Origin of the sequence: Exiguobacterium sp. s36, assembly GCF_018618345.1 — a bacterium.
GTDB lineage: Bacteria > Bacillota > Bacilli > Exiguobacteriales > Exiguobacteriaceae > Exiguobacterium > Exiguobacterium chiriqhucha.
Map to the genome: position 1 here is coordinate 94,062 of NZ_JACSLW010000007.1, position 20,508 is coordinate 114,569.

General features: G+C 51.5%; 25 protein-coding genes, 2 tRNA genes, 2 rRNA genes and 1 pseudogene. 9 read left to right on the top strand and 21 right to left on the bottom strand.

From position 1 onward, the window contains the following. The first annotated feature begins 6 nt into the window (after positions 1 to 6). The 3 genes from KNP95_RS13445 (at position 7) to KNP95_RS13455 (ending at position 1,148) form a co-directional block, all read left to right on the top strand. Positions 7 to 216 (top strand): YdiK family protein, encoded by a 210-nt coding sequence (locus KNP95_RS13445; protein WP_021065367.1) that lies wholly within the window; start codon positions 7 to 9, stop codon positions 214 to 216. Between the two features lie 141 nt (positions 217 to 357). After that, positions 358 to 777, top strand: coding sequence for a hypothetical protein (locus KNP95_RS13450; protein ID WP_214837763.1), 420 nt, complete (start codon positions 358 to 360; stop codon positions 775 to 777). Positions 778 to 869: 92 nt separating this feature from the next. Next, the gene (locus KNP95_RS13455) at positions 870 to 1,148 is read left to right on the top strand and encodes a hypothetical protein (RefSeq protein WP_214837766.1); all 279 of its coding nucleotides are present in this window, start codon (positions 870 to 872) and stop codon (positions 1,146 to 1,148) included. A 33-nt stretch (positions 1,149 to 1,181) separates the two neighbouring features. On the opposite strand, the gene bsh is transcribed toward KNP95_RS13455, so the two are convergent. The 3 genes from bsh to KNP95_RS13470 form a co-directional block, all read right to left on the bottom strand. Continuing rightward, positions 1,182 to 2,156, bottom strand: coding sequence for a choloylglycine hydrolase (gene bsh / locus KNP95_RS13460; RefSeq protein WP_214837768.1), 975 nt, complete (start codon positions 2,154 to 2,156; stop codon positions 1,182 to 1,184). Between the two features lie 118 nt (positions 2,157 to 2,274). Next, a complete protein-coding gene (locus KNP95_RS13465; protein ID WP_214803635.1) occupies positions 2,275 to 2,679 on the bottom strand; it encodes a hypothetical protein in 405 nt (134 codons plus the stop codon). After that, positions 2,676 to 2,834 (bottom strand): hypothetical protein, encoded by a 159-nt coding sequence (locus KNP95_RS13470; protein WP_021065374.1) that lies wholly within the window; start codon positions 2,832 to 2,834, stop codon positions 2,676 to 2,678. Before KNP95_RS13470 ends, KNP95_RS13465 begins: the two co-directional genes overlap by 4 nt. Positions 2,835 to 2,952: 118 nt before the next feature. Between KNP95_RS13470 and KNP95_RS13475 the strand changes: the two genes are divergently transcribed. Then, entirely contained in the window at positions 2,953 to 3,288 is a 336-nt protein-coding gene (locus KNP95_RS13475) for a TM2 domain-containing protein (protein ID WP_214799892.1), read from the top strand. Positions 3,289 to 3,327: 39 nt separating this feature from the next. On the opposite strand, the pseudogene KNP95_RS13480 reads toward KNP95_RS13475, so the two are convergent. Then, a pseudogene (locus KNP95_RS13480) lies at positions 3,328 to 3,915 on the bottom strand (NADPH-dependent F420 reductase); the annotation flags it as partial. Positions 3,916 to 4,071: 156 nt separating this feature from the next. Between KNP95_RS13480 and KNP95_RS13485 the strand changes: the two are divergent. Continuing rightward, complete coding sequence (locus tag KNP95_RS13485) at positions 4,072 to 4,254, top strand: PspC domain-containing protein (protein ID WP_214803638.1); 183 nt, start codon at positions 4,072 to 4,074, stop codon at positions 4,252 to 4,254. Between the two features lie 31 nt (positions 4,255 to 4,285). On the opposite strand, the gene KNP95_RS13490 is transcribed toward KNP95_RS13485, so the two are convergent. From KNP95_RS13490 to KNP95_RS13510, 5 genes are all read right to left on the bottom strand, one after another. Then, positions 4,286 to 5,632 carry an FAD-dependent oxidoreductase gene (locus tag KNP95_RS13490; RefSeq protein WP_058765575.1) on the bottom strand — a complete coding sequence of 449 codons (1,347 nt, stop codon included), beginning with the start codon at positions 5,630 to 5,632 and terminating at the stop codon, positions 4,286 to 4,288. A 260-nt stretch (positions 5,633 to 5,892) separates the two neighbouring features. Further along, the gene (locus KNP95_RS13495; RefSeq protein ID WP_214837771.1) at positions 5,893 to 8,538 is read right to left on the bottom strand and encodes a hypothetical protein; all 2,646 of its coding nucleotides are present in this window, start codon (positions 8,536 to 8,538) and stop codon (positions 5,893 to 5,895) included. A 140-nt stretch (positions 8,539 to 8,678) separates the two neighbouring features. Next, positions 8,679 to 9,467 (bottom strand): twin-arginine translocase subunit TatC, encoded by a 789-nt coding sequence (tatC, locus tag KNP95_RS13500; protein WP_214837773.1) that lies wholly within the window; start codon positions 9,465 to 9,467, stop codon positions 8,679 to 8,681. Between the two features lie 2 nt (positions 9,468 to 9,469). After that, the gene (locus KNP95_RS13505) at positions 9,470 to 9,688 is read right to left on the bottom strand and encodes a twin-arginine translocase TatA/TatE family subunit (protein WP_021065382.1); all 219 of its coding nucleotides are present in this window, start codon (positions 9,686 to 9,688) and stop codon (positions 9,470 to 9,472) included. Then, the gene (locus tag KNP95_RS13510; protein ID WP_021065383.1) at positions 9,688 to 10,344 is read right to left on the bottom strand and encodes a redox-sensing transcriptional repressor Rex; all 657 of its coding nucleotides are present in this window, start codon (positions 10,342 to 10,344) and stop codon (positions 9,688 to 9,690) included. The genes KNP95_RS13505 and KNP95_RS13510 overlap by 1 nt, the downstream gene beginning before the upstream one ends. Positions 10,345 to 10,493: 149 nt before the next feature. On the opposite strand from KNP95_RS13510, the gene KNP95_RS13515 reads away from it, so the two are divergent. Beyond that, a complete protein-coding gene (locus KNP95_RS13515; RefSeq protein WP_214754774.1) occupies positions 10,494 to 12,395 on the top strand; it encodes an ABC-F family ATP-binding cassette domain-containing protein in 1,902 nt (633 codons plus the stop codon). Beyond that, positions 12,392 to 12,799 (top strand): hypothetical protein, encoded by a 408-nt coding sequence (locus KNP95_RS13520; protein WP_214837776.1) that lies wholly within the window; start codon positions 12,392 to 12,394, stop codon positions 12,797 to 12,799. The genes KNP95_RS13515 and KNP95_RS13520 overlap by 4 nt, the downstream gene beginning before the upstream one ends. Positions 12,800 to 12,847: 48 nt before the next feature. Here KNP95_RS13520 and KNP95_RS13525 read toward each other — a convergent pair whose 3' ends face one another. The 7 genes from KNP95_RS13525 to KNP95_RS13555 all read right to left on the bottom strand — a co-directional run bounded on the left by KNP95_RS13525 (position 12,848) and on the right by KNP95_RS13555 (position 16,288). Next, positions 12,848 to 13,414, bottom strand: a complete 567-nt coding sequence (locus KNP95_RS13525) for a hypothetical protein (protein ID WP_021065386.1) — start codon at positions 13,412 to 13,414, stop codon at positions 12,848 to 12,850. Positions 13,415 to 13,428: 14 nt separating this feature from the next. Further along, positions 13,429 to 14,451, bottom strand: a complete 1,023-nt coding sequence (gene tsaD, locus KNP95_RS13530) for a tRNA (adenosine(37)-N6)-threonylcarbamoyltransferase complex transferase subunit TsaD (RefSeq protein WP_214837779.1) — start codon at positions 14,449 to 14,451, stop codon at positions 13,429 to 13,431. Continuing rightward, entirely contained in the window at positions 14,423 to 14,908 is a 486-nt protein-coding gene (gene rimI / locus KNP95_RS13535; protein WP_214756769.1) for a ribosomal protein S18-alanine N-acetyltransferase, read from the bottom strand. The genes tsaD and rimI overlap by 29 nt, the downstream gene beginning before the upstream one ends. Further along, complete coding sequence (tsaB, locus tag KNP95_RS13540) at positions 14,901 to 15,557, bottom strand: tRNA (adenosine(37)-N6)-threonylcarbamoyltransferase complex dimerization subunit type 1 TsaB (protein WP_214837782.1); 657 nt, start codon at positions 15,555 to 15,557, stop codon at positions 14,901 to 14,903. The genes rimI and tsaB overlap by 8 nt, the downstream gene beginning before the upstream one ends. Beyond that, positions 15,554 to 16,003 (bottom strand): tRNA (adenosine(37)-N6)-threonylcarbamoyltransferase complex ATPase subunit type 1 TsaE, encoded by a 450-nt coding sequence (tsaE, locus tag KNP95_RS13545; protein ID WP_214837785.1) that lies wholly within the window; start codon positions 16,001 to 16,003, stop codon positions 15,554 to 15,556. Before tsaE ends, tsaB begins: the two co-directional genes overlap by 4 nt. Before the next feature lie 106 nt (positions 16,004 to 16,109). Continuing rightward, a tRNA-Met gene (locus tag KNP95_RS13550) sits at positions 16,110 to 16,186 on the bottom strand. A gap of 25 nt (positions 16,187 to 16,211) precedes the next feature. Then, positions 16,212 to 16,288 (bottom strand) — tRNA-Met (locus KNP95_RS13555). Positions 16,289 to 16,427: 139 nt separating this feature from the next. Between KNP95_RS13555 and KNP95_RS13560 the strand changes: the two genes are divergently transcribed. Next, positions 16,428 to 17,210 carry a sporulation protein gene (locus KNP95_RS13560; RefSeq protein WP_021065391.1) on the top strand — a complete coding sequence of 261 codons (783 nt, stop codon included), beginning with the start codon at positions 16,428 to 16,430 and terminating at the stop codon, positions 17,208 to 17,210. On the opposite strand, the gene KNP95_RS13565 is transcribed toward KNP95_RS13560, so the two are convergent. Next, the gene (locus tag KNP95_RS13565) at positions 17,205 to 17,837 is read right to left on the bottom strand and encodes a uridine kinase family protein (RefSeq protein ID WP_214837788.1); all 633 of its coding nucleotides are present in this window, start codon (positions 17,835 to 17,837) and stop codon (positions 17,205 to 17,207) included. The genes KNP95_RS13560 and KNP95_RS13565 overlap by 6 nt on opposite strands. A gap of 51 nt (positions 17,838 to 17,888) precedes the next feature. Here KNP95_RS13565 and KNP95_RS13570 point away from each other — a divergent pair, with 51 nt between their 5' ends. Continuing rightward, positions 17,889 to 18,266, top strand: coding sequence for an HIT family protein (locus KNP95_RS13570; RefSeq protein WP_029596217.1), 378 nt, complete (start codon positions 17,889 to 17,891; stop codon positions 18,264 to 18,266). Between the two features lie 9 nt (positions 18,267 to 18,275). On the opposite strand, the gene KNP95_RS13575 is transcribed toward KNP95_RS13570, so the two are convergent. The 4 genes from KNP95_RS13575 to rrf (KNP95_RS13590) form a co-directional block, all read right to left on the bottom strand. Next, the gene (locus KNP95_RS13575; protein WP_131472760.1) at positions 18,276 to 19,214 is read right to left on the bottom strand and encodes a coiled-coil domain-containing protein; all 939 of its coding nucleotides are present in this window, start codon (positions 19,212 to 19,214) and stop codon (positions 18,276 to 18,278) included. Next, the gene (locus KNP95_RS13580; protein WP_214837791.1) at positions 19,207 to 20,076 is read right to left on the bottom strand and encodes a GNAT family N-acetyltransferase; all 870 of its coding nucleotides are present in this window, start codon (positions 20,074 to 20,076) and stop codon (positions 19,207 to 19,209) included. Before KNP95_RS13580 ends, KNP95_RS13575 begins: the two co-directional genes overlap by 8 nt. Before the next feature lie 104 nt (positions 20,077 to 20,180). Further along, positions 20,181 to 20,296 (bottom strand): 5S ribosomal RNA (rrf, locus tag KNP95_RS13585). A 114-nt stretch (positions 20,297 to 20,410) separates the two neighbouring features. After that, a 5S ribosomal RNA gene (gene rrf / locus KNP95_RS13590) occupies positions 20,411 to 20,508 on the bottom strand; the annotation flags it as partial.

Here is a 20,508-nt window from a genome sequence, read left to right on the forward strand (position 1 = left end):
GCATTGATGCCGCGACACTTAAAAGTTATGTTTTTGTTCAGTCTCTCATTCGGGATTCTGTTCACCGTCCTCGCCTACTACTCGGTACAAGAGTACGGCTTCAGCTTCTGGACGTACTTCATCATCGCCGTAGCCGCGTATGACTTCTTCAAGGTGTATCAGATTTTGACGCTCGCTCGAAAAGCGAAAAAAGAAAAGACCGATAAATCGGCATAAAGAAAAGACCAAGCGCGCAGCTTGGTCTTTTCTTATGGATCACTTTCTCTAAAACAAAGGGTTCAAGATTGTAAAATAAAGGTATAATTAATTTGTAGTAGTATAAAAATGGTAAAGGGAGCTGGAGGTATGTTTAAGAAGATGATGAATAACGTAGCGGTCACAGTCCCACTCGAGGCGTCCAAACTTCAATCGTTCATAAGTCCAAAAATCCCCGAGCTGTCTGATGTGACCGTCGAGATCACCAACGGACAATTGATTTTAGCAGGGACAAAGAAAGTCGGGGTCGCTTTCTTCTCGAAAGATGTTCGGATGAAACTGACATTGGTGCCAAAAGAGACTCACGGGCGGAAAATTGTGTTCACTGTCGTGAAGGTCGAGCCTACGGATAAAGAAATCTTCAACGACAAGTTTTTAAACCACTCCCCTTATATCGCTTACGATGCCCGAACGCTGACGCTCGACTTGAGTGCGATCGGACCGCTCCAAAAAGTGAAAGTCGGAAATATCAAATCACTTGCGTTAGAAGAAGGACGTGTCGTGTTAGTCATCGGTGCATGACCACCCTCTCTGACTCATCCTGGCTCTCTTTTGAAAAAGATATCAATCTACGTTATATTTGATAGGTAAACTATCAAATAAGGAGAGATACGATGAAGAAAGCACTTCTCGCAATGTTCGCCTCCCTGTTTCTCGTCGCCTGCTCAAACGAAGACGACTTGTCTACATACGAAGAGTATGGCGTGCTCGAAGAGACGATTGAAATTGCGCAGTATGAACCGAAAGTCGAGACGGACAACGACGGCAACCGCGTCATCTTATTTTATGAAGGTGAACGCGTCGCTTATAAGAGCGTCTATGTAAAAGACGAGCGTCACCTGAAAGTCATCAGCACGAACGATGAGGCCCCGCTCTATAACGACACATTGTAACACACAGCCCCCTTCGCGCGAAGAGGGCTGTTCTCAATTCTCATAATGAATTTGTTGTTGGTGTTGTAGGCGATACGTGATCAATTGCTCGCTGTCTAACGGTTCATGGAACAGCGACACAGCCGTGATTTGATTATTGTCATACGTCCGGTAATAATAGATGCCGTCGTCGACGTTACAACATGAGGAATAGATCGTATACTCGTACGTCCCGTCCCCAGCCTCGTTCAGGCCACGCGTTTGCATTACCGTATCCAACAGTTTGAAAAATTGCCCGACCGCGGACGCCTCGGTCGGTTCGCAGACCGAGTTGAAGGTAGCGAACGTTGCCCGGACGAAACGCGACGTCGACGATAAGTCACCCGGCAAGCCTTGTCCGCCTAAACCGAGACAATAGGCATCGAGATTCAATGTCGGCGCGAACGTATTGGCCGGCAGTTTCGTCGAGACGTGCCGATAATCATTCAGATTGAACAGCTGATACTCGAACGACGGATTGTTCGTCAAGACGCCGACTGGATTGTCGTACACACGCAACCCGTCCGCCATCGGCTCGACGACAATCGAGGTATCACTGTCGGCGATGATCCAGTGCAGCGGGTGAAGCGGGAGCGCGTCACTGAAGTTGAGATTGATCAGATGAATCGTCGCCAGTCGCTCTTTCACTTCCTCAATCGTCGCGCATTGTCCGAGGATCCACGGAATGAATTCGAACGGAGAGATGTTGTCTCTTCCGTCGACTTCCGGCTTGAATACGGCATTCCCTGGGAAGTTCAGCCCGGCCATGCTAAGCCCTTTTTCATTCGTCGCCTCGTAATAGAGCGGGTAGTCTTCCACGACGGTCGCCATTCCGATCATCGCGTAATGGTTCGCGTTCTCGCCCATCCGCCTGAAGTTGAATGGATAGTGTCGGGGCGTGATCGTCACTTGTTCGTGATAGGACACGTTCAGGTCTAAGTTTCTGCCGAAGTAGTGGGCGTGCGGAGCGTACGTGATTGCTGTACACATAACAAAACTCCTTCCGATCCAATGCAGACAATAACAGCACTCTTTGTCCTATTCACGTTTTCGTCCGACATCAACCATAAGAAAAAACGATGCGGCGTGTGCCACATCGTTCTTCATATTAATTCAGTTCGGTCTCGACCGTTGTTTCCGGCATAAAGAACCAGAGTCCCATCCCTTTTAATCCGAACACAAACGCCAATCCGTAATACATGAGGGCTTCAAGCGAGTAGGTCAACGTATCCATGAAGAACGAGACGAAGAGTCCAATCATCAAGGCGACGACGACACCTCGTAATGTCAGTTCACTTGATTCACGTCCGATAGCACGAGATGCTTCCTCACCAAGTGTCGCCGCGATGTCACGGCGCCACGCATAAAACAGAGTCGCAGCCAGCGCCAAAGTCATATCTGGCACGTTACCACCTAAGACATCCATGATGGTGAGCCCGAGCATAATGAACATCCCGAGTTTCAATGCATCTTCATTTGTATAGCTCACTCGAGGTTTCAAGAACTTGTTCATAGGACGATGAACCCCACCGTCAATAGACCATATACGAAACCGAGCACGATCACACTGATGGCGATCGATTTATATTGCGGATACTTATGTAAGACGACCGCTCCGGCGATCACGTGAATAAACGCGACGATGAACGTCACAATCGCAAAACCCATTCGGTTGTTCCTCGCTTCCAAAAATAAATAATAGAAAATCATGGGAATTCATCCGTTTCCCGGTACAATAAAGACTGCATTCATTATATCAATTTTTGGAAAGAAGGCACATCACATCATGAATTATTCACGTACCGATTTATCGACAGAGGAAATGCTCCTCGTCAACAGCGAAGTCGAGAAAAAGAAACGCAGTCTCGTCGTCGCGTACTTGCTTTGGTTCTTCCTCGGCGCGTTAGGCGCACACCGCTTCTATTTCAAGAAAACAGGGACGGGCATCGCCATGCTCTTGATGGTCGTTTTGACGATTGGTTTCGGTGCTATCATCACAGGCATTTGGGCGCTCGTCGACGCGTTCCTCATGCCAGGCTGGCAACAACGCGAAGTCGAAGCAATCGAGCGCGAGACGATTGAGTCGTTGAAAACACGCTCTGAGCGTCAAGCTGCCTTTTAACGACCAGACGGTCACGCCAACGCGTGACCGTCTTTTCTGTTAGAAGCTATTCTCTTTCAAGTAGAACGCAAAGTTCCGGTGCTTCCGTTCTTTCGTCGCGTAATGAATCCATAACCAAGCGAGCGACTCGAGTTCTCGCGCCAGTTTCAAGTGACGCAGCGTATGGGCGTCGAAACCAATTTTCGAGGCAAGGTCTTGAACGGCTCGGACCGACTCTTGCTCGTCTCCGGCGATGAACATCATCGACATGTTCGGGTTCTCCAAGTTCTCGACGCCGGTCTGGTTGAACGCCTTGACGATGCGAACGTGCGGCGCAAGTTCCTGCAGATGCTCGGCCCCCGATTTCCCTTCCGGTCGCTCAATCGCGTCAAACTCTTTGGCGATTGGATTCGTCACGTCGATGACGATCTTATCGTCCAAGTCCCGGAGCGATTGAATCAAATCGACGGCCGCCGCGAACGGTGTCGTCAATAAGAGGATTTGCGCATTTGACGCCACTTCTTGGAGCGACATCGTCCCTTCCCGTTCTGAACGTGTCCCATACAACACTTCATAGCCGACGTCCTCGAACTTGCGCCCGAGCGTCCGTCCGACTTTCCCTGCTCCTAAAATACCAATCTTCATATAGTCCGACTCCCCTTCACAGTTCTTCGTCTGCGTGCCGTAGCCTTTCTCTTACCCCTTCCCCGGCTTCAGACGAAGAAAAACCTGTGTGCATTGTACGCTTGCCACCAATTTATATGGTAAAATTTTCATATCATAGTTGAGATAGGAGCCACGCTTATGAAACGTCCGCTTCGTAAATCCGCCACGAACCGCTCTCTCTTTGGTGTCTGCGGCGGCATCGCTGAATACTTCGACTTGTCGCCCCTCGGTGTACGTCTGCTCTTCTTGATTGTGCCGGGGAACGTCCTCATCTATATGATTCTCGCCAACTCGATGAAGGACGCCCCACGCTATCTATAAAAAACTCGGAAGCCGCGGCTCCCGAGTTTTTTTATGCGTTGACTTTATCTTTCATCGCCGCGAGCGCCCCACTGTTGATGAAGTGCCATGGCTTGTTGTAGTGCGGTTGGAAGAAGAAGTCGACATAGGCGAGCTCTTCGACCGTCATCTCGTTTTGGATCGCGAGCGACAACGTGTTGACCGCTTGCGTCATGTCCGCTTTTGAGAGGACTTGTCCACCGACGACGCGATGCGTGCCGACTTCATAGACGAGTTTGAACTGAACCGGTTCAGCCGTCGGCATGAACTCCGGACGGTACGCGTCTTCAATCACAACACTCTCAACGTCGAGGCCGAACAGTCCAGCTGCTTCTTCCGTGAGACCTGATGAGGCGATGTTCCAATCATACAGGCGAAGACCTGACGTTCCTTGCGTCCCTTGATAACGGACACGCGGTGCGATCAAGTTCTCAGCGACGAGCGTTCCCATGCGGACGGCGTTCGTCGCGAGCGGGATGTAGGCATGTGTGCGCGCCGGGTTGTAATAGACAGCACAGCTGTCACCAGCCGCGAAGACGTCCGGGTTGCTCGTGCGCATATATTCGTCGACGATAATGGCGCCGTTGCCGAGCATGTCGACTTGGCCTTGAAGGAGTCCCGTGTTTGGGCGGAAGCCGACACAGAGGATGACGAGGTCGGCCTCGAACTCACCTTTATCGGTCACGACGTGCGTGACGTTTCCATCTGTCCCACGGAACGCTTCGACCGTTTGGCCGAGTTCGAGGTCGATGCCGCGTGACGTCATGTCTGCCTCGAGTTGGTCTGTGAACGACTTGTCGAGATACTTGTTCAAGATGCGGTCGGCACTATCGATGAACGTGACGTGTTTGCCGTACACTTCGAACGCCTCGACGAGCTCGACACCGATATAGCCGGCACCGATGACGGCGATGTTCGTCGCGTCTTTTGCCCGCTCGATGATGCGTTGGGCGTGGCCATAGTTTTTGCAGAGCTCAATCCCAGTCATCTCGATGCCAGGAAGCGTCGGGACGATCGGCCATGAACCAGTCGTGACGATCAAACGGTCGAACGTGTCATAGACGTCTTCTCCCGTGTCGAGGTTTTTCGCATGGACCGTCTTCGCTTCCGTATCGATGTTCAACACGTCGTGCTTCATGCGCATCGTCGCGCCGAGTTCTTCGAGCTCGGTCGGTGACGCGTAAAAGAGCTCTTCCGCACGTTTGACGACACCGCCGACGTGGAGGGCGATCCCACATGAGAGGAAGCTGACGTTGTCGTTCCGCTCATACACCGTGATGTCGAGATTGTCGTGCTTGGCGAGTAATCCTTTGACTGCTGCTGTTCCTGCGTGTGTACATCCGATGACTGCGATTTTCATATGGTTGTCTCTCCTTTGAGTGTTAGGCAAGTTAGCGTTTGTGATAAATATCACATTTACTTTCTGAACTTAGTGTACTATTTCACAAGAAGGTTTGACAATCCCTTTGCTCACTTTTTCACGTAATTATGTCTAAAGTTTGAACGGCTGATGTGACAACAAAAAACCGCTCCGCAGCCGGAACGATTTCCTTGTGTCACGTCCTATCGTTGTTCCTCATCTAAAAGAAAAAGCCACCGCTTCAGCGAATGGCTTTCTTCTTATCGAACATAGATTGTCTTCGTCACGCTACGGCCTTTCGGCGTCACGAGACGGAGCGTCAATTTTGTTCCTTTCTTTTGTGGGGTAAAGCTGAGCGTTGTCGACGTGGCGGTCACCGTCTTCTTCGCGAGGAGAGTCGATCCTCGCGTGAGCGTCAATGTGCCGTACGCGACGTTCGATGTCGCCTTCAATGTCTTCGATGCACTTGATGGAATCGTCGTCACGAGCGTAGGTGTCGGTCCAGTCGTCACCTTCACCGACTGCACATGTCGGAACGTCCCGTTTTGGCTCGTCAACGAGAGCGTCGTATTGACCGGTTGACGGCTAAAGCGGAGCGTCACACGTCCGGTACTGCTCGCTTTCGCTGTAGCGAGTACCGTTGAGCCTTTTTTCAATGTGACCGTGCTATTCGGAATCACGTACCCGACCCAGAGTGACTTCTCATCGTTAATCGAGAGCGTCGACAACGACGTTTTCGGCAAGGTCAGTGAGACCTCACGTGACTTCGAACCGACCGATGCTTTGACGCGAACGCGATCCCCCGGTTTGGCGGGAACCGTGTAACGTGTCGTCGATAGGCGTTTGGCCGAGACGAGTTTGTCATTTACATAGAAGCGCACTGTCGCCGTACTCGTTTTTTTGATTGAGAGTGTCGCTTGCGTCTTCGTTATCAGCGTGTCCGTCACACTGAGCGTCGGCGTGAACGCACGGACCGTCTTCGTGAGTTCATACGTCGCCTCGCCGCTCGAGCGTGTGACGAGGATGACCTCCCCTTCTTTCAGTGGGGAGTCGAACGTGTACGGCATCGCGCGGGTTGTCGCAACATGTACTCCGTTTCGATAAATGCGATAGGCCTGATCGATACTCGATGTGACTTTGATGGATTTGTCATACATCAACGGCGTCCGAGTCCATGTGAAGACAGGTGGGTCATACGTCGTCTTCACTTCTGCTAGACGGAACTGCGAGGCGGGAGACTCCTTTAGTTTGTAGTAAATTTTTGTTCCGACGCCAAACCATATATGAGAAAACGATTTTATGTTAAGGATTCCATTCTCATCCGCTTGTTCACTCCAAGTCTCATAACCCCATTCGCTCCGAGCAACGATTTCGACAGCAGCATGTGGTGTTGTCTGTAACGTCACGCCGGATTTTACCGAGTTGGTTACGAGGGTGATGCCGTTCTGAGAAGTATCTCCACTCTCTTTTACCGTCACGCGTTCAATCGGATCGGCATATACACTTGACGCACTCCCAATTCTTACGTTCACGCGCGAGCCCGGTGCGAACCAGCGCGTCGGTTGCCATATGAAGCGTCCCGTTTCATCTGATTGAACCGTCTTCGATTGATAGTTCACTAATGAATCTATCGGGTCAGAATATTGATAACCACTTTTCGTCACGCTCACAAAAACAAGGGTATTTGGAGCCGTCTTCCCGCTGATCGGGCCCAAGACACCCGTTGGCGGGTCAAGCGTGAGCGGCACGTAGTTTGATGCCCATAAATCTAAGCGACGTTCTAAGTCGTTCCACTTAAAAATCGTGTTATACGACTCATTCGCCTGCAGCGTCAGTTTACCTTGCTCCCATAGGAAGGGTTCTTCTTGACGATCTAAACTCACAGTCAACGCATCCTCTTGAACAGGTAACACTGTCCCGTCAACGAGTGTGACCGTCCCATTCACATCGTAGGTACGACCTACCTCATAACGTGTCGTCGTTTTCGGCACGTTTACTTGCAGTTGCCATGGCGCTTTCCAAAATGATTCGGGTGTATAGCCTGCTGATCGGTTCTCAGAAAAGACATACCACGATCCACGTCTTTGAACGAAGACGTCATCAATCGGTGACTCTCGCCACTCGTTCGTAGCGACGTTATAACTGACATAAAACGTCGTATACATCTTCCGAATCGTGAAGTAATAGACGCCATCTTTCCATATGAGGTATCGCGCGCTCGGTGCTTCCTTTTCAATCCATTGTTTCGTCGTCATATCAAAAATGAGAAGAGTATCAGAGTCATCATTCGCAACGACCCACTGGTTCGCTTCCTCGATGAAAGAAGCACCACTCACTCGCCCTGAATATGTACTAAGCGTCTCCAACACCTCACCCGACGGCGTCCGTTTCGTCACTTGACCGTCCACGAATGCGAGGACGTTCCCATCGTCGAGCAGTCCGTATGCTTCATACATACTTGCCACCGGGATTGAGCCGAGGATGTCCCCTGAGATTGACGTGGTGACATATTTTTTGTCATCAGTCCACAATACCGTTTCTGCTGCCAGATTAATATCTACGACCGCATGAAGTCCGCTCCCTGCCTCAATTGGAAAGACCGTCTTTGAACCGGTTTGAGGATTCCAGACCATCCATTCTTGCCAACCCTCCAAAATGAATCGACCGTCTCCGATTGCGTGAATGTTATGAAGAACAGACACACGAATCGGTAACGTATATTCTTCACCGGTCTGAATGTGAACAAGCTTCTCAGGATCCCCTGAACGCCACACATATTCACTGTTTCCTACGACTTCCCCTGTCGGAATAGTTACCGGCTTGACATAGTCCTCTGCTCGGACTTCTACTCCTGGTGCTACCATCATGACGAGCACCACAAGCATGCTCCATAACCACTTATTCATCAGTCTCCTCATTTCTGTTTATGAATGCACAACTTTCAAAAATAATCCATTTTTGATTTAACCCTCCTAATTTTAAGTTGTTTTTTCAAAATTGAATAGCCCTAAAATTATAAAAAACACCACGTCGCATGACATGGTGTCTACTTCTCATTCATTTGTTTCATCAAATCCATCTGTTCTTTCACCATCGCCTCTTTCTCACGTCGGAGCACACCCCGGTACGTGATGCGTGAAATCGATAAACTGATCTCATACAAGAAGAAGAGCGGCAGTGACACCATGAGGTGCGACGTCAAATCCGGCGGCGTGATGAAGGCTGCGACGACGAACAAGGCGAAGTACGCATATTTCCGAATCGATGACAGGAAGTACGGTGTCACGACACCGATGCGCGTCAAGAACATCGTCACGACCGGCAACTGGAATAACAGTCCGAATGGAATGGTCAGTTGCAGCAAGAACGTGAAGTAGTTCGACGCCCCGATGATTTGCGTCAGACCGAGGTCTTGCCCGAGGTCCGTCGAGATATCGAGGACGAGCGGGAACAACCAATAGTAGGCGAACGCAAGACCGATCAGGAACAAGATGAAGATGATCGGGATATAGGCGAGCGTCGCTTTCCGCTCGTTCGGATGCAGACCAGGTGCGACGAACGCCCACAGTTGATACAGTAGAAACGGACCGGACGCGACGAGCCCGATGACGAGCGCCAAGTTCAAGTAAATCATGAGCGGGTCCGCGACCCCAAAGGCGTTCAGCTCGAGCCCTCGTTCGACAAGGTCCGCCTGCAGATAGGCGAGCACGTATTTGACACTCGGCAAAGCGATCAGAAAGAAGGCAAAGACGACAAATGCCGACAGCATCAGTCGTCTCCGCAGCTCTGTCAAGTGGTCGGACAGCGCCCGCTCTTGATCAGGTTGATGATTCATGATTACTGCTCTTTCTTCTCAAGTTCTTTCTTATCTTTCTCGTCATGTTCGTTCATCATGCCGTTTGTGGCATTTTTGAACTCACGGAGCGTTTGTCCGGCGGCGCGTCCGAATTCAGGCAATTTCTTCGGCCCGAAGATGATAAGCGCGACGATGGCGATAATGAAGATACTCGCTCCCCCAGGAATACCGACGACGAGCAACGATGATAGTAATTCCATTATTGATGGACCCCCTCAGCAGATGGATAGTGTTGCATAAAGTAAATGAGCGACTGGAGTTCGATCGACAAGTCGATATGATGGACGCGGACCGTGTCCGGCACAGTAAGCCTGGCCGGAGTGAAGTTCAAGATGCCTTTGATGCCGAAGCGGACCAAGTCATCCGCGACAGGCTGCGCATAGGTAGACGGCACCGTTAAGATGGCGACGTCAATCTTGTTTTGTTTCATGATCTGTTCCATCTCATCCACGTGATGAATCGGGACACCGGACATCGTCGTGCCGACTTTTGTCTCGTCTGCGTCGAACCCGACGACGATATGTGTGTTATTGTTTTTAAGGAAGTTATAGTTGACGAAAGCTGTCCCAAGATGACCAACCCCGACTAAGGCGACGTTCGTAATCTCGTCCTGATTCAGTGTCTTACGGAAAAAGTCTAACAGATACTGTACGTTATAGCCATATCCCTTTTTACCGAGCGCACCGAAGTACGAGAAATCGCGACGGATTGTGGCCGAATCGACCTTGACCGCCTCGCTCAGTTCAGCAGAAGAGACACGCTGTTTTCCTGATGAATGTAGGCTTTGGATAAACCGATAGTATAGTGGCAACCGTTTGGCTGTCGCTTGCGGAATCTTTGGTTCGTTTTGACTCAACGGAAAGAGCCTCCTTTTTACGACGCGTTTCAAACGAATCTAATTTCATACACCTTGATTGTAAACGAATTCACATGACCACTCAATGAATATACCTGAAAAGGGGAAGAAATAAAGTATACTAAATAGAGAGAAAGGGGTTTTTTCACTTGATCCTACTGCAAGTCAATAACTTATCGAAATCATTCGGCGTCGAGCCGATTTTAGAGAACGTCAAACTCGAAATTCAAGAAGGCGAACGCGTCGCGCTCGTCGGCCGTAACGGTGCCGGCAAGTCGACACTGCTCAAAGTCATCGCCGGGGAATACAACTATGACTCGGGCGACATCATGAAGCCTAAAGATGTCACCATCGGCTATCTCGCCCAAGACTCAGGGTTAGAGTCGAACGAGACGATGTGGAACGAAATGTTGACTGTCTTCACCGATTTAATTGAACAAGAAAAGACGCTGCGCCGCATGGAGCAAGACATGGGTTCTGAGCGCATCTTGAACGACCCGGCCGCCTATGAGCGCCTCTTGTCGTCTTACGATGAAGAACAGCATACGTTCAAAGACCGTGGCGGCTATCAATATGAGGCGACGATCCGCTCTGTCCTTCACGGGATGCGGTTCTATCCGGACGACTTCGAACGCCGCATCGATACGCTCTCCGGCGGACAGCGGACACGTCTCGCTCTCGCGAAGATGCTGCTCCAAAGTCCAGACCTGCTCATCTTGGATGAGCCGACGAACCACTTGGACATCGAGACACTCGGCTGGCTCGAGAAGTATTTGAGCGGCTATAAAGGCGCCGTCCTCATCGTCTCCCACGACCGCTACTTCCTCGACCGCGTCGTATCGGTCGTCTATGAGCTGTCCCGCCACCGCAGCCGTCGCTTCGTCGGCAACTACACGAAGTACCTTGAACAGAAGGCTGCCATTTACGAGCAAGAGAAGAAGCAGTTCGAGTCGCAACAAGAAGAGATCGCCAAGATGCAGGACTTCATCCAGCGTAACATCGCCCGGGCGACGACGACGAAGCGGGCCCAGAGCGTCCGCAAACGTCTCGAGAAAGTCGACCGGATGGAAGCGCCGGACGGTGATGAGCGCAGTGCCGTCCTCTCGTTCTCAATCAAACGTCAAAGCGGGAACGACGTATTGAGTGCGAGCGATCTTGCCATCGGCTATGAAGAACCGATCGCCCAACAGCTCCGCTTCCAATTGCAGCGCGGCGAATCGGTCGCCCTCGTTGGCCCGAACGGAGTCGGCAAATCGACGCTCCTGAAAGTGTTGACGAAACAACAGCCGCCCCTTACCGGTGACATCCGCTACGGCACCGGCGTCGAAATCGGCTACTACGACCAGGAACAACAAAACTTGTCGGACGCCAACCGTGTCATCGACGAGATTTGGAACGACTGGCCGCTCATGCGCGAACAAGAAGTCCGGAGCCTGCTTGGACAGTTCCTGTTCAGCGGTGACGACGTCATGAAACGTGTCCATGAATTGTCGGGTGGGGAACGGGCCCGCTTGACGCTCGCGAAACTAAAGCTCGAGCAACCGAACTTGCTCATCTTGGATGAGCCGACGAACCACTTGGACCTCGATTCGAAGATGATTCTCGAGAACGCCCTCGTCGACTATCCGGGCACAATTCTGTTCGTGTCGCACGACCGCTACTTCATCGACCGGCTCGCGACGCGCGTCTTAGAGATCACGCCGAACGGCATCGACGAGTATCTCGGCGATTATTCATATTACGTCGAGAAGAAAGAAGAACTCGAAGACCTGGCCCGACTCGCCCGCGAAGAGACGAAACAAGTCATCGTCAAGAAACAGCGCGCCGACAAGGAACAACAACGCGAGGAACGCCGGATGAAACAACGGATCGAGGAAATCGAGCTCACGATCGAACAACACGAGGCGCGTCTCGAGGAAATCGAGCAGCTGTTGTGTGAACCGGACGTCTTCAACGACTTCGCCCGGGCACAGGAACTGTCGACCGAGTCCGACGCGACGAAAGAATCGATCACGGCACTGTACGCAGAATGGGAGGAGCTCCATTCATGATGCGATTCCGTGCGATGCGAATCGAATGGATGCACGCCTTCCTGAGCGGTCTCGCCTATATCGTGCCGACGGGGACGGAATTCGTATCCGAACTGATTCGCGGGGAGCCGACGGTCGTCCCGTCGTTCCTGTTTTATTTCTTGCCGGTCGTCATCGGCTTCATCATCCAGACGTGGAGCGGGATTGTGATCAGCTTGTTGAGCGGCCTGCTCATGAGCACGCTGTTCATCCGCCTCGTCGTCTGGCCGGTCGATGTGACCGTGCACAGCTTTTACACCCCAGGCTCGGTGTGGGGACACTTCTATCAGTCGACGCTCCTCATGTGGGTGCTCGCCCTGCTCGTCTTCATCGTGAGTTGGGTGAATATGTGGTACAAACAGAACAAACATCATCCGGACGTATAAAAAAGGGAAGCCGATCTCCATCATGGAGACCGGCTTCCCTTTTAATAGTTAGAAGTAACGTAGCGGTTGGAACCCGCGTGTATGGAAGTCGAGTTTGAGACCGTCTTCCGTGATAAAGAACACGTACTCGTTCGTATCGACGTCACGGACGAACACTTTATAGAACGTGAGTGTCTCCTCACGGTTCGTCACATACTTCGCCTCATGCGTCGAGATCACTTGCGCGAACAATTGCTCTTCGTCAAACTCGTTGACGATATCCTCGAACTTCGCCGCTTCTTCTTCGGTCGCTTCTCGTCCCGGCGCAATCTCGTAATACGCGTCGCTCGCTTTCGGCTGAACGCCGAGGTTGCGGTCGACGACGATGACGCTCTCGATATTTTGATCGTCTAGGCTCTTATAGCCGTACAACGTCTCGACGAGCGTGTTCTCACCCGTGACCCGGCCGATGCCTTCGAGCGATTCTGCTCCTGTGAGTGAACGGACGCGTGTCGCTTCCGGCACGATTTCTTCTTGATAGGCGATATTATAGGCGCGGATAATCTCCCGTACTTGCAAAAACGTCGCGACGACGAGCAGTACGACCAGACCTCCAATGATGATGCGTTTCGTCATGTCTCTATTTCCCCCTAGACTGTCATGCTCTCTTCTAAGGATAACCCAGGAACCGCATTCATCGCCAGTGTATCGCGCTTTCCGCGCACATACGCGTGATGTGCCGCCACCCCGATCATACCGGCATTATCTCCGCATAGATCAAGTGGTGGGATGACGAGGCGGATGCCTTCGCGGTCCGTCGCTTCTTGAAGCGCAGTACGGAGTCCACGGTTAGCTGCGACGCCACCTGCGACGAGCAATTGTTTCGCTCCTTTTTCTTTTACGGCACGAATCGCTTTTTCGACGAGCACTTCGACGACGCTCGCTTGGAAACTGGCCGCCAAGTTTTCAGGGATGACCGTCTCCCCACGCTGTTCGGCGTTATGGACGGCGTTGATGACTGACGACTTGAGCCCGCTGAAGCTGAAGTCAAAACTTCCTGCCTCGAGCCGAACCCGTGGGAACTTATACGTGTCTTCCCCATCGGCCGCGAGACGGTCGATGGCAGGACCACCCGGGTAAGGCAGACTGAGCGTCCGAGCGACTTTGTCGTACGCTTCTCCGGCCGCATCGTCACGCGTCTCACCGATGACTTCGAACACACCGTGCTCGGGCATATAGACGAGCTCCGTGTGTCCGCCCGAGACGACGAGACAGACGAGTGGGAACTCCATCTCCTCGACGAGTTCGTTCGCGTAAATATGTCCGGCGATGTGGTGCACACCGATGAGCGGTTTACTATGGGCGAAAGCGAGCGCCTTGGCCGCACTGATTCCGACGAGCAGCGCCCCGACGAGACCTGGTCCTTGCGTGACCGCGACGGCGTCGACGTCTTGCATCGTCACGCCGGCTTCACTGAGGGCGTCATCGATGACGTACGTGATTCGTTCGACGTGGTGACGCGAGGCGACCTCGGGCACGACCCCACCGAACCGTTTATGGCTTTCAATCTGCGACGAGACGACGTTCGATAAGAGCGTCTTGCCGTCACGCACGAGCGCAACGGACGTCTCATCACAGCTCGATTCAATCGCGAGGATGAGCGATGTGTCCATCTGTTTCACTTCCTAACTTCGCCCAATAAATATAGGCGTCTTCATTATTGTCTTGATAGTATCGTTTCCGACGTCCGGCATTTTCGAAACCGAACTGTTCATACAGCTTTTGGGCGCCGATATTCGAGACGCGCACTTCGAGCGTGAGCGCCGCCAATGACTTCGAGCGAGCGAATTCAACGAGTTGCGTCAACAGCAGATTGCCGATGCCTTGTCCGCGATATTCCGGTAAGACGGCGATGTTCGTGATATGCCCTTCGTCCACGATTTGCCAGACGCCGACGAACCCGACGACGCGACGTTCATGGACGGCGACAAAATAGACGGCCTGCTCATTCTTGAGCATCTCGTTCATGAACGCTTCTTTCGTCCATGGGATGGCGAAGGACGCTTCTTCGACTTTGGTCACTTCCTCGACGTCGAGCCAATTCATGCGCCGAACTTTAATATCAGCCATTGTTTTGTCCCTCGAGCCATTTTGCTTCCGCTTCAGCGAGACGCAGATACTCAGGCTCAAACGCGTGGACATCGTCCGTGACGTCACCTAACGCGACGAGATCGCTTGCCCGGCCATAGCTATGCGCGGCCGGTGCTTCGGTATAGTCGTAAGACGCGAGTACCTCACGGAACGGTTCGACATCACCGACAACGACAAACGGTCCTGTGATGTTGGCTTCAAGCCAAGCTGCGACCGAGGCGTGACGGTCGGGTGTCACGGCCTCGTTCTGTTGATAGTGACCGATATACGCATTGCCACGACGGGCATCGATGAGCGCGACGACCGGGAGCTCCGTATTCGGGGCCGCCGCCATGAGATGGAGCGCCGAGACCCCGACGAGCGGGATTTGAAGCGTGTAGGCGAGCGTCTTCGCGGTCGTGACACCGATGCGGATACCCGTATAAGATCCCGGACCTGTCGTCACGACGATACGTTCGAGCTCGGTCGGTGTCCATTTGACCGCATTCATCAGTTGTTCAATCATCGGCATGAGCGTGACGGCATGGTTTTTCGAGACCATGACCGTCGCCTCGGCTTGAATCTGTCCGTGTTCACTGAGGGCGACAGATAGACGTGTCGTCGCCGTATCAATCATCAGTTGCTTCATGCGAGCACCTCCTTCACCAGCGCATCATAGACGTCGCCGACGGGCGCGAACGTCAGTTGACGTTCCTCGTCCCCGATTCGCTCGATTGTGATGGCGAGCCGTTCCTTCGGAAGCGATGACTCGATCAAGTTCGACCATTCGACGATGGCGACACCATCGCCGTTGATGTATTCTTCGAGGCCGATATCGTCCCCCGTGTCTTCGAGACGATAGACGTCCATATGGTAGAGCGGCAAGCGCCCTTGGTATTGTTTCATGATGGTAAACGTCGGGCTGTTGACGTTGCGCGTGACACCGAGGCCTTTACCAAAGCCCTGGGTGAACGTCGTCTTACCGGCACCGAGGTCGCCGTTCAACGTTATGACCGTCCCGGCTTTGACAAGTGTGGCCAACTTCTCTGCCACCGCCTGCGTCTCAGCCGCAGAATGGGTAATCAATGTATACATGATGTTTCTCCTTTAGTCGGTTCTAGCGATACGTACTCATTGTACACTCAATTTTACGCAAAAAAAAACACGAAACGTCATCGTTTCGCTATCTCATTTAAAAAATTGGTTGCGGGGGCTGGATTTGAACCAACGACCTTCGGGTTATGAGCCCGACGAGCTACCAGACTGCTCCACCCCGCGACGACATATGAAATTAAATAAAAATTGGTTGCGGGGGCCGGATTTGAACCGACGACCTTCGGGTTATGAGCCCGACGAGCTACCAGACTGCTCCACCCCGCGATGGTTTGAATTGTTTCGACATCCTCTATAATAAGTGAAGTAGTTATATAATGCAACCTTTTTCTTCATGTTTTTTCAGAATTGGAATCGGGAACATTTAAAAGAGTGCAATCTATAAGAGAAAAGGAGCGCGACCGTCATGTCGAAATGGGGTAATCGCTTTAAAAAATGGTTCTTTTCCGAACTGGACGCATCCGTCTATTTTCACACTGTCCCGTTCATTCCGAACGAGACCGTTCATGGAACGCTGCGGGTGTTGAACACCACTTCGCATGTCGTGCGCCTGCAAGAGTTGACGCTTAATTTTTTGACGACGTTCAAAGATATCACGCTCGAAGGCAACGAGTTTAATCGGGAGGCCGACTTGCAAGAAGTCCCAATCGTCCTATCCGCCGAGCTTGAACCGGGTGCTGAAGAGCACATCCCGTTCACGTTCGATTTGACGATGTATGCCCCATCAACAGCCGGAGCACCATACAGCGTCGAAGCGACCGTCTGGGACACCGACGGCAAACGGGTCTGGTTCGATGTCATCGAAAAAGTCGAAGTCGAACCGCTCCCTGCCTTGAAACGCTTGTTACAGGCGACCGAACATGCCGGGCTCGAGCTCATGTTCGTCCGTAACGTCATCGACCCGATCGGAGAAGAACGACCGTATCCTTTCGTCGAGAAGTATGGATTCAAACCGGTCGGTGACTGGGCCGACGAGTTCGAAGTCGTCAAATCGTTCTGGCGGGTCGACGAGGACGGGGTCGACGTCTATTACTGGCTCGACAATATCGAGAAGCAACGTACACTCGAGTCAATCGCCAATGACGTCACGATGCGCCATCGCTCGCTCACGTGGGACCAACTCGAACGAGAACAGGATCGACTTGGACTCGGTATTCAAGAAACGTTACGCAGCCACCGTTCTTCATAAGCGGTGGTTTTCAATTGTCCAAACATTGTTACTCGTCGAGACGATTGTTTGGAACTTTTCACGCTGCGGATGCATGAACAGCTCGTATTGGAGTCGACGCTCTTCGTGCGAAGCCTGTAAATATGCGAGATCCATTCCCCGTTGCTGGATATCTCTAACGGAACGTCGTGCAAACTCAGTATCACTGTCGGTATATAGATAAGCCGAAACATCCCACGAATCGGCGGCGAGGAACGCGACGCTCATGCCTTCGATGATGGTGATCCGTTTTGTCGGGTCAATCCAAGTGCGTTCAAGGTATGGAACGTCAATCGTGAAAAAACCGATGCCTTCACGAACCATGCGAACGTCACGCTCTAGAGAAGGTAGATGGTGCGCGGACGGATGACAAGCCGTCATCTTATAATGATGCTCCTGCCCGTCGACCGTGTAATCGAGCATAGCGCTCTTCCGTAACATTGAGTCCGTGATATATGGGTCGGTATTGATGTAGTTTACGTCTCCGAGGCGCTCGCGTAGGGCGTCTGCGAATATCGTCTTCCCGGCACCCCCGTGTCCCGAGATGGCGATAATCGTGCGCTGCTCTCGTTCGGCCTGGGCAACCATCATATCAATCAATTCATTCATAATGCTCCCCCTTTTGGTACACTTCATATAGAAAGGAAGTGTACCAACCCGATGTCAACTTGTCCATTTTGTCATCCTCAACTTGACCCGTCTCAGACGATCGTCGCCGAGAATGAGACATGCTACTTCTTGATGCACGACCGTGAGCAGGACTTGCTCGTCGGCTCTGGCGTTATCGTCCCAAAACAACATCGGGCGACGACGTTCGATCTCACGCCTTCGGAATGGCGCGATACATACGAGTTACTCCACGAAGCAAAGTCCTTCCTCGAGAAGACGTATGGTCCTGATGGGTATACACTTGGCTGGAACGTCGGAACGGCGTCAAACCAGACCGTCCCTCACGCCCACCTGCACGTTATCCCTCGATACGCCGACGGACCGCACGCGGGTAAAGGTTTACGCCATTGGTTGAAACGACCAGAATAACCAAACAGCTCATCGTGTGAGGATGAGCTGTTTTCGTTTCGTTTCTATTTCTTCGAGTTGTTGTTCTAGACGTTCTACTTCTCTCGTCATTTTCTCAATCAGTTGAGCGATTTCACGATCGAGTCCTTTTACCTTGTCTAGCGAATCATTGATTCGTCCATGCATCGTCCACTCGGAAAAGATGTCATCGAGGAAGTAGTCAGCGAATTGAATGAGCGAACCGCGTTCGATTTGTAAGCCACTGACGACTCCTTTCACGTCAGCCAACTCCCGCGAGAAGCGCTCGAGCGCAGCTTGAAGTTCATGCATCTTCCGTTCCGAAGCATCGATGGCATCATGTTTCATCGCTGTCGCAATCAAGCCGCCTCCAAAGAACGTATCATACGTCGACCAACCTTTCGCACTGTCGAGATGTTTAAGTGTTCTCGAGATGGCCGTCCGTGCTGAATTTCCAGCGACGATGGCTTCTTTATATTCAACAAGCACCTCATTCATTTTTACCTGTTGATCCGTGAGTCGATATAATTCTTCCCTAACAGTAAAATCTTGCTTCAAATGAGTTTCCTTCTCTTTTAGGAAGGTCTCCCATTTCGCGTCGATTCCACGATACGTCTCAAATGTTTCATATAAGTCACGACGCTCAAGCGCTAACTCATCCACCATCGCCTCATGTTCCCGTAACTTCAATTCGGCCCGGGCCGCCTCTTCTAATTCAATCGTTTTTTGTTCGTTGAATGTTCCCCTTAGCTTACGCCATGCGTTGACGAGCGAGAATGAATCTAAGTCATAGACATCGCGCTGTTCCTTCGTAAACGAATTGAGAAGTTGCTTTCGCACAGCTTCATGTTCGGCAATTTGCTTGTCGAGTGTTTTTAATTTACGGGCGAGTCGGTCCCGTTCTGCCATCTGTTGTTGTAAGTCGTGTTGGGTTTGGTAGAGATCACTCATAACGTTTTATTCCTCCAGTTTCTTTTCGATAATATTCTAACAGGTCTTTGACGTGTACCCCGTCAATCGTTAAGCCGTCAATCGATGAGTCCTTGATTTGGACACCATCGAGCCGACAGTTTTCAAAAAATGTATTCGTCAGGTTTGTATGGAAGAACGTCGTCGGCCTCCCTGATTCGTACATGGTGACGAAACGATACTGAGAACCAGATAGATTCAAATCATCAAACTCCGTCTCTCTGAAGTTGATATTCCGAAATTGGCTCTTCGTGAAATTACAGTTGTGCGCCTGAAGCTCTGAGACGTTACTATTCGTGATGGAGACACGACTCGCATCCATCCCATACGCTTGAGCACCTGTAATGGAAAGCTCTTCATAGCGCAATATCATGTGATCTGTCCGTTGCTTCACTCGTTTGACGAAACAAACTTCCTGATCTGATTCGAAGACGGACTGGTAACCAGCTGCTCGATAAAATGCCACGTTGTTAGGTTGGGCTGTGGATGTCTCCAACTCCCAAATTCGAACAGTCGGATGAAGCTCCTCGATTGATTGTAGTGCCCGTTTCCCAATCCCTTTACCTTGTCTATATGGATGGATAAAGATGCGGTCTATCCGGCCATAATCTTGCCCTGTCAACGTCACGACGGCTCCACCGACGACTTGTCCTTCAAGCTCGATGACGTAGCATGTCAATTGTTCAATCAAGTACAGGCTCATCGCCTGGTCATCATAACCGGGTGGTTCAATATTTAAGTCTCGATATGGTAGTCGGAGACGGTCTGCCTCTTGTTTAAAACTTGCCCGTGAAACCTCAGTGAATATCGTCTGGTCCGAGGTTGTAGCTTCACGAATGTGCATGATGATTCCCCCTCTTCACGTGTTTATACGCAAAGAAAGAATTAAAGGTTTCGAGAACGACAAAAAAGGACGATCGAGCATTTGCTCAATCGTCCTTTGCGTTGGCCTAGCAACGTCCTATCCTCACAGGGGGAGACCCCCAACTACTTTCGGCGCTGAAGTACTTAACTTCCGTGTTCGGCATGGGAACGGGTGTGACCACTTCGCTATCGCCACTAGACAATTATTATATTAACATACCGATTAGGATAAAGCAATACTATTAGGTAATTTCGTTTAAAATAATCACATAAAGAAAGACGACCGAGCGGATGCTCGATCGTCTTTCGCGTTGGCCTGGCAACGTCCTATCCTCACAGGGGGAGACCCCCAACTACTTTCGGCGCTGAAGCGCTTAACTTCCGTGTTCGGCATGGGAACGGGTGTGGCCGC

Excerpts from the sequence above, each read along its gene's own strand:
- KNP95_RS13445 (WP_021065367.1), top strand. The coding sequence starts at position 7 with ATGCCGCGACACTTAAAAGTTATGTTTTTGTTCAGTCTCTCATTCGGG.
- KNP95_RS13450 (WP_214837763.1), top strand. The coding sequence starts at position 358 with ATGATGAATAACGTAGCGGTCACAGTCCCACTCGAGGCGTCCAAACTT.
- KNP95_RS13455 (WP_214837766.1), top strand. The coding sequence starts at position 870 with ATGAAGAAAGCACTTCTCGCAATGTTCGCCTCCCTGTTTCTCGTCGCC.
- bsh (WP_214837768.1), bottom strand. The coding sequence starts at position 2,156 with ATGTGTACAGCAATCACGTACGCTCCGCACGCCCACTACTTCGGCAGA.
- KNP95_RS13465 (WP_214803635.1), bottom strand. The coding sequence starts at position 2,679 with ATGAACAAGTTCTTGAAACCTCGAGTGAGCTATACAAATGAAGATGCA.
- KNP95_RS13470 (WP_021065374.1), bottom strand. The coding sequence starts at position 2,834 with ATGGGTTTTGCGATTGTGACGTTCATCGTCGCGTTTATTCACGTGATC.
- KNP95_RS13475 (WP_214799892.1), top strand. The coding sequence starts at position 2,953 with ATGAATTATTCACGTACCGATTTATCGACAGAGGAAATGCTCCTCGTC.
- KNP95_RS13485 (WP_214803638.1), top strand. The coding sequence starts at position 4,072 with ATGAAACGTCCGCTTCGTAAATCCGCCACGAACCGCTCTCTCTTTGGT.
- KNP95_RS13490 (WP_058765575.1), bottom strand. The coding sequence starts at position 5,632 with ATGAAAATCGCAGTCATCGGATGTACACACGCAGGAACAGCAGCAGTC.
- KNP95_RS13495 (WP_214837771.1), bottom strand. The coding sequence starts at position 8,538 with ATGAATAAGTGGTTATGGAGCATGCTTGTGGTGCTCGTCATGATGGTA.
- tatC (WP_214837773.1), bottom strand. The coding sequence starts at position 9,467 with ATGAATCATCAACCTGATCAAGAGCGGGCGCTGTCCGACCACTTGACA.
- KNP95_RS13505 (WP_021065382.1), bottom strand. The coding sequence starts at position 9,688 with ATGGAATTACTATCATCGTTGCTCGTCGTCGGTATTCCTGGGGGAGCG.
- KNP95_RS13520 (WP_214837776.1), top strand. The coding sequence starts at position 12,392 with ATGATGCGATTCCGTGCGATGCGAATCGAATGGATGCACGCCTTCCTG.
- KNP95_RS13525 (WP_021065386.1), bottom strand. The coding sequence starts at position 13,414 with ATGACGAAACGCATCATCATTGGAGGTCTGGTCGTACTGCTCGTCGTC.
- tsaD (WP_214837779.1), bottom strand. The coding sequence starts at position 14,451 with ATGGACACATCGCTCATCCTCGCGATTGAATCGAGCTGTGATGAGACG.
- rimI (WP_214756769.1), bottom strand. The coding sequence starts at position 14,908 with ATGGCTGATATTAAAGTTCGGCGCATGAATTGGCTCGACGTCGAGGAA.
- tsaB (WP_214837782.1), bottom strand. The coding sequence starts at position 15,557 with ATGAAGCAACTGATGATTGATACGGCGACGACACGTCTATCTGTCGCC.
- tsaE (WP_214837785.1), bottom strand. The coding sequence starts at position 16,003 with ATGTATACATTGATTACCCATTCTGCGGCTGAGACGCAGGCGGTGGCA.
- KNP95_RS13560 (WP_021065391.1), top strand. The coding sequence starts at position 16,428 with ATGTCGAAATGGGGTAATCGCTTTAAAAAATGGTTCTTTTCCGAACTG.
- KNP95_RS13565 (WP_214837788.1), bottom strand. The coding sequence starts at position 17,837 with ATGAATGAATTGATTGATATGATGGTTGCCCAGGCCGAACGAGAGCAG.
- KNP95_RS13570 (WP_029596217.1), top strand. The coding sequence starts at position 17,889 with ATGTCAACTTGTCCATTTTGTCATCCTCAACTTGACCCGTCTCAGACG.
- KNP95_RS13575 (WP_131472760.1), bottom strand. The coding sequence starts at position 19,214 with ATGAGTGATCTCTACCAAACCCAACACGACTTACAACAACAGATGGCA.
- KNP95_RS13580 (WP_214837791.1), bottom strand. The coding sequence starts at position 20,076 with ATGCACATTCGTGAAGCTACAACCTCGGACCAGACGATATTCACTGAG.